We start from the raw sequence: 6,672 nt of genomic DNA on the forward strand, positions 1-6,672 counted from the left end.
TTAGTCCTCCCGGCGCCAGTCAGCAATCACCACACGAACCCGCTTGTCTTCTTTCAGGGCGGTGATACGGGCCGGCAGCGAAGGCAGGTCTTCGATAAAGCCGTGCCAGCGGTCGTAGCGTATTTCCCAGCCGTCCTGCCTGATGATGGCCAGCTGGCTTTGTTCGTCGAACAGCAGGCGGAAGTCGCCATCCGGTGATGGCAGCCCGCGAATCCACCAGCTCAGGCTGTCGATGGGCAGCTGCCAGCCGGTCGCGGCATTCACCAGGGTTTCCGGGTCGGAAGACTGGTAAACATCGCCGTTGGCCAGGGTGAGCTCGATAAAGCCCGGAACGCCCTGAAGCCGGGTTGTGCCCATGCCCAGAAACGATGACGACAGGGACAGATCGTATTGCTCGCCATTCTGGAACCAGCGATTGATCACGGCGGTGCCGCTGTCTGAGGGCTGCTTGACGGCAAGCTTGCCGGACAGGTGCCAGTGGTCGAAGCGGCCCAGGTTCCGGCTGCGCTCTGTCCAGTCTGCCGGTGGCTGGTCTGTCATGCCGTCCGGCAGCGGTTCCAGCGCAATGGTGGTACAGCCGCTGAAGGCCAGTGCGGCAAGCAGTATCAGGGGTAGCCTGGCGGTCATTGGTTGCCCCCGTTCCGGGTCAGGCGCTCGATGGTTTCGTTCAGGATGTCATGGTTCGGGTCTTCGTCCAGGGCTTGGTCCCAAACCACGCGGGCCTGCTCTTCGTTGCCGGTTACCCAAAGCACTTCGCCATAGTGGGCGGCTACTTCAGGGTCCGGGTAGGTGGCCCAGGCCCGGGACAGGTATTCCAGTGCGCCTTGGTTGTCTCCCTGCCGGAACAGGACCCAGCCCATGCTGTCGAGAATGGCCGGATTTTCAGGGTCCAGGCTCAGGGCTTTCTCGATGTGTGCGCGCGCCTCGTCCAGCTGATCGGTACGCACGGTCAGGATATAGCCCAGGGCATTCAGGGCGACGGCGTTCTCCGGCTGGGCTTCAATGATGGCGCGCAGGTCTGTGATGGCCGGGTCTGTATTGCCCATGGAGTCTTGCAGCATGGCGCGGGCATAGCGGATTTCGATGTTTTCCGGATAGCTCTCCAGGGCCAGGTTGGCCGCCTCCAGGGCTTGCTGTTCCCGTTCCTGGTCCAGCAGGAGATTGACTTCCAGCAGCCAGAAGCGTTCGGCCTGGTCCGGGTTGGTGTCCCGGAGTTGCCGGATGTTCGCCAGGGCGTTGTCCAGCTCGCCGACTTCGGCCTGCAACTGGCTGGCACGGGCCAGGGCCGGGAAGAAATAATTGCCCTGTTCCACGCTCTGGTAATAGCCGATGGCCTGAATGGTGTTTTCGGCCTGCTCTTCTACCTGGCCCAGGTAGTAATTGGCTTCGTCGGTGTGGTGGCCTTGTTCGGTCAGACGGGTGAGCTCTTCCCTGGCCAGGTCCGGTTGCTGGTTTTCAAGGGCCACCAGGGCGTGGGACAGCCGCAGCCCCGGGGTGTCCGGATAGCGTTTTACCAGCCGGGCGAATTCGTCCTGGGCGGCCTGCAACTCGCCTTCGTTGATCAGCATGCGGCCGTACAGGGTACCCATCTGCCGGTTGGCAGGGAAACGCCGGGTGGCGGCGGTCATGTGATTCAGGGCGTCGCGGTTCTGCCCGGTCTGATACAGCAAGTCACCTTTCAAAATGATGGCCGGCTGGAACTCCGGTTCTCGATTGAGCAGGGTGTTCAACTGATCCAGTGCGGTCTCCGGCTGGCCGGTGATTTTCTGGAGCAGGGCAATGCTGTATTCCAGTTCGGGGGTTTCCGGGTGCCGTTCGGCCAGGTTCTGGTACAGCTCCAGCAGTTCCTGTTGCTGGGCAGGTGGCAGTCGGGCGGCCATGGCGGCGAGGCTGTCGAAGTCGGCATCTTCGCCCTGGTCCATAATCTGCTCCATATGGAACAGGGCGGTTTCCAGGTTCTGGCGTTTTACTGCCTGAATGGCCGCTACCCGGTGTGCCTGCAGGTTGTCCGGGTCAATATCCAGCCAGAGGGTGGCCAGCTGCTGCTGGGCGTTATCTGCATTGAGGGTCTGGGCAATCCGCATGGCCCGGTCGATCACTGCGGGGTCTTCCGAGGTCTTGGCCGCCTGCAGGTAATTCACCAGGGTTACGTCATAGCGGCCACGCTGTGCGGCAATTTCTGCGGTAAGCAGCTGGTACAGCACTTCCGGTTCAAAGTCGGCGTACCGGATTTCTTCCGTTTCAGCCTGCTCGGCCTGAACCGGAGGTGCCGGTTCCTCGGCGGTTCCGGAAAAACTGGCGCAGCCCGGCAGGACAGCTACGGTAAAACCCAGCAGGCAGGTAACCAGGTACGGTGCGGATTTGTGCATGCAATTTCCTGTGTGTTTCAGGCGATTTTTCAGGAAAGACCCTCTTTTCGCCCCGTTAATTGAGGCAAATCGGATTGCGGTCGTGGCCGAAACCCTATAATGGCATAAGCGTCTTATCTTGCCCAACCTGTCCGCAGTTCCCGAAGCACCGGTGTTTTCGGGTGGCAGGCGGGGCCTTGCGCCGGTAGAATGCTGTTTGAATATCCACGACTGGAACAGGGTTATCTGACCATAAAATGGCGTTGCTGACACTGGGAATCAATCACCGAACCGCACCCGTAGAAATTCGCGAGCGTGTAGCGTTCACTCCGGAGCGGATGGCGGAAGCCTTTTCCGAACTGCGTGCTGCCTCCGGTGCCGGTGAGGCTGCCATTCTGTCTACCTGTAACCGTACCGAGCTGTACCTGGCCGGTGACGACGACTGCGCGCCTACCGTGCTGCGCTGGCTGGCGGGCTTCCACGACCTGGACGTAGCAGACCTGGAGAACGTGCTTTACCTGCACCGGGATTCCGATGCCGTTCGCCATATGATGCGCGTTGCCTCCGGCCTGGATTCCATGGTGCTGGGCGAGCCGCAGATATTCGGCCAGCTGAAAGATGCCTATTCCCTGGCCCGGGAACACGGTGCCACCGGTTCCTTCCTGACCCGATTGTTCGAACACACTTTCTCGGTTGCCAAGCGGGTGCGAACCCAGACTGCTATCGGCGAAAACCCGGTATCTGTGGCCTATGCCTCGGTCAGCATGGCGCACCATATCTTTGCGGATATGTCCCGCAACAAGGCCTTGCTGATTGGTGCCGGTAAAACCATCGAGCTGGTTGCGCAACACCTTTCGGAAGCCGGTGTGCGCCAGTTCCTGATTGCCAACCGTACCCTCGAGCGGGCCCAGTCCCTGGCCGAGGCCCACGGCGGCAAGGGCATTCTGCTGTCCGAGATTCCGGACCACCTGGCGGATGTCGACATTGTTATTTCCTCCACCGCCAGCCCGCTGCCCATTCTGGGCAAGGGTGCCGTTGAGCGGGCCCTGAAAAAGCGCAAACACCGCCCGTATTTCATGGTGGATATCGCCGTACCGAGGGATATCGAACCGGAAGTTGCCTCGCTGGCAGACGTTTACCTGTATACCGTTGATGACCTCAAGCAGGTAATCGAAGAAAACATCCGCTCCCGGGAAGGCGCAGCCCGTGAGGCCGAAAATCTGATCAGCAGTGGCGTCCAGGATTTCCTGGAGCAGCTGCGGGCCCTGGATGCGGTTTCTACCCTGAAAGTTTTCCGTCAGCGGGCAGAAGTGATGCGCGATGCGGAAACCGAAAAAGCCCTGCGCGCCCTGCGCAACGGCGCAGACCCCGAGACAGTGCTGCGAAGCATGGCCCGGGGCCTGACCAACAAACTGCTGCACCAACCTTCCATCCAGGTTCGCAAGGCCATGGCCGAGGGCCGGACGGAAGTCACGGAATGTCTGAGGGAGCTCTACCAGCTGGATACGCTGGATGCGGACGAGCCTATCACCACGGAAAAACTATGAAGCCATCCATCCAGTCCCGCCTCGAACGTTTGGTAGAGCGGTTCGAGGAGGTGAGCGCACTGCTGAGCGATGCCTCCGTTATCTCCACCCAGGACAAGTTCCGGGAGTTATCCCGGGAGTTTGCCGAAATCGAGCCGGTGGTAAAGTGCTTCCAGTCCTGGCAACAGTCCCTCGACGACATCAGTGAAGCGAAAGAACTGTTGAAAGACGGCGATGCCGACATGCGCGCCATGGCTGAAGAAGAGCTGGACGGCGCCGAAGCCCGCAGTGAAGAGCTGGATGAAGAACTGCAGCGCCTGATGCTGCCGAAAGACCCCAACGACACCAAGAACGTGTTCCTGGAAGTCCGGGCCGGTACCGGTGGCGATGAAGCAGCCATCTTTGCGGGCGACCTGTTCCGCATGTATTCCCGCTACGCCGAGAAACGCCGCTGGCAGGTAGAAGTGCTGAGCGAAAACGAAGGCGAACACGGCGGCTATAAAGAAGTGATTGCCCGGTTGTCCGGCGACGGCGTATACGGTGCCCTGAAATTCGAGTCCGGCGCGCACCGGGTACAGCGGGTACCGGAAACCGAATCTCAGGGCCGTATTCACACCTCCGCCTGCACCGTGGCAGTGATCCCCGAGGCAGATGAAGCCGAAGCCATCGAAATCAACAAGGCCGACCTGCGGGTGGACACCTTCCGTTCCTCCGGCGCCGGTGGCCAGCACGTTAACAAGACCGACTCCGCCATTCGCATTACCCACCTGCCGACCGGCATCGTGGTGGAATGCCAGGAAGAGCGCTCCCAGCACAAGAACCGGGCCAAGGCCCTGAGCCTGCTGGCGTCACGCCTGCAGAATGCCGAGCTGGAAAAGCAGCAGAAAAGCATGGCGGAAACCCGTAAAAGCCTGGTGGGCAGCGGCGACCGCTCCGAGCGCATCCGCACCTACAACTTCCCCCAGGGCCGGGTAACCGACCATCGCATCAACCTGACGCTGTACAAGCTCGACGAAGTGATTGCCGGCGACCTGGATGCGGTGGTGCTGCCGCTGCAGCAGGAACACCAGGCCGAACTGCTGGCTGAACTGGCCAATGAGCAGTGAGCCCCCGCTGACCTGCGAAGCCCTCCTGAAGAGCGCCGTTGAGCAGATTGGCGGCGACTCGCCCCGGCTGGATGCCGAACTACTGCTGAGTTACGTGACCGGCCTGGGCCGAACCAGCTTCCGGGCCTGGCCCGAACGGGAAGTGCCGGCGGAACAGGCTGAGCCGTTTATGAACCTGGTGGCACAGCGCGCCAGCGGCCAACCGATTGCCTACCTGCTGGGCGAGCAGGAATTCTGGTCCTTACCCCTGAAAGTCAGTTCCTCAACACTGATTCCCCGGCCCGATACCGAGTGTGTGGTAGAGGCCGCGTTATCACTGGAACTACCCGCTAACGCCCGGGTACTCGACCTTGGCACCGGCACCGGTGCCATAGCACTGGCCCTGGCCAGCGAACAGTCGGGCTGGCAAATCCTGGCCAGCGACCGGGTTGAACAGGCAGTAGCCCTGGCCCGGAAAAACAGCCAGCAACTGGGCTTGTCCATCACCGTGGTGCAGAGCCACTGGTTCGACCAGATTCCTGCCGGAACCTTCGACCTTCTTATCTCCAACCCGCCCTACATCCCGGCCAGCGACCACCATTTAAAGGAAGGCGATGTACGTTTCGAACCCGAGTCTGCCCTGGTGGCCGGGGAAGATGGCCTGGACGACATCCGCCTGCTGGTCACCGAAGGCCTGGACTGGCTCAACCCGAATGGCTGGATGCTGCTGGAACATGGCTACGACCAGGGCGAAGCCGTACGGGATTTGTTTGCCAAAGCCGGATGGCGCAACATAGAAACCCGTAAAGACTACGGCGGCAACGATCGCATGACCCTGGCCCGCAAGCCCGCCCGCGACCAATAGCGAGAACAACCATGCTCAGCGACGAAGAACTGCTCCGCTACAGCCGACAAATCCTGATGCCCCGGTTCGATATCGCCGGCCAGCAAAAGCTCAAAGCCGCCCATGCACTGGTCATCGGCGCCGGCGGCCTGGGTTGCCCCGTGGCACTGTATCTGGGCGCGGCGGGTGTCGGTCACCTGACCCTGGTCGACGACGACCAGATCGAACTGGCGAACCTGCAGCGCCAGATCGCGTTTCAGCAAAGCTGGCTGGGCGATTCAAAGGCCGAGCGCCTGGCGGAGCGGGTGCGGGCGATCAACCCCGAGATCACTGTTAATGCCGTCAATCGCCGGGTGGATAGTGATGACCTCAAACAACTGGTTGGCGAATCCACCCTGGTGCTGGACTGCACCGACAACTTCAACACCCGCTTCGCGTTGAATAGAGCCTCGGTAGCTTCCGGGGTGCCGCTGGTTTCTGGTGCTGCGATTCGCGGTGAAGGCCAGTTGTCCGTTTATGATCCCCGCCACCCCGAAAGCCCCTGTTACCACTGTTTATACCCTGAGCAAGGAAACGAAGACCTGACCTGCTCCGAAGCGGGTGTTATCGCCCCGTTAGTGGGTATGATCGGCTCAGCCCAGGCCATGGAAGCCATAAAGGTTATCTCAGAAGTGGGTAACCCACTGGTTGGTCGCTTGTTGATCCTCGACGCCTGGCAAATGGAATGGCGAGAAATGAAACTCGCAAAAGACCCAGACTGCCCGGTGTGCCGCTGACTTGGGTTGACTCCGGAGTGGGGCAGGGTTGGGTTCGCCTTTCCAAAAACCGCTCCTTACGGCACATCCATGTGGCGCTTCTGCTCCGCCATC

Annotated in this window: 6 protein-coding genes; 4 read left to right on the forward strand and 2 right to left on the reverse strand. The window is 60.9% G+C overall.

Annotation, left to right across the window (positions count from 1 at the left end; translation table 11 throughout):
• Together lolB and B2589_RS11445 are read right to left on the reverse strand one after the other, a co-directional pair.
• A complete protein-coding gene (gene lolB, locus B2589_RS11440; RefSeq protein WP_286816647.1) occupies positions 1–627 on the reverse strand; it encodes a lipoprotein insertase outer membrane protein LolB in 627 nt (208 codons plus the stop codon).
• Positions 624–2,369: a tetratricopeptide repeat protein gene (locus tag B2589_RS11445; protein WP_286816648.1), complete on the reverse strand. Its 1,746-nt coding sequence runs from the start codon at positions 2,367–2,369 to the stop codon at positions 624–626. The genes lolB and B2589_RS11445 overlap by 4 nt, the downstream gene beginning before the upstream one ends.
• 236 nt (positions 2,370–2,605) lie before the next feature.
• On the opposite strand from B2589_RS11445, the gene hemA reads away from it, so the two are divergent.
• Genes hemA through B2589_RS11465 form a run of 4 tightly spaced genes read left to right on the forward strand, consistent with a single transcriptional unit; the run spans position 2,606 to position 6,579 of the window.
• Positions 2,606–3,895 (forward strand): glutamyl-tRNA reductase, encoded by a 1,290-nt coding sequence (hemA, locus tag B2589_RS11450; RefSeq protein ID WP_286816649.1) that lies wholly within the window; start codon positions 2,606–2,608, stop codon positions 3,893–3,895.
• Positions 3,892–4,980, forward strand: a complete 1,089-nt coding sequence (gene prfA, locus B2589_RS11455; RefSeq protein WP_058340350.1) for a peptide chain release factor 1 — start codon at positions 3,892–3,894, stop codon at positions 4,978–4,980. The genes hemA and prfA overlap by 4 nt, the downstream gene beginning before the upstream one ends.
• Positions 4,970–5,824, forward strand: coding sequence for a peptide chain release factor N(5)-glutamine methyltransferase (gene prmC / locus B2589_RS11460; RefSeq protein ID WP_286816650.1), 855 nt, complete (start codon positions 4,970–4,972; stop codon positions 5,822–5,824). Before prfA ends, prmC begins: the two co-directional genes overlap by 11 nt.
• 11 nt (positions 5,825–5,835) lie before the next feature.
• On the forward strand, positions 5,836–6,579 hold the full coding sequence (locus B2589_RS11465; protein WP_286816651.1) for a HesA/MoeB/ThiF family protein: 744 nt from the start codon (positions 5,836–5,838) through the stop codon (positions 6,577–6,579).
• Positions 6,580–6,672 lie beyond the last annotated feature (93 nt).

The sequence above is a fragment of the Marinobacter sp. UBA3607 genome (genome assembly GCF_002375525.1).
Classification (GTDB): Bacteria; Pseudomonadota; Gammaproteobacteria; order Pseudomonadales; family Oleiphilaceae; genus Marinobacter; species Marinobacter vinifirmus.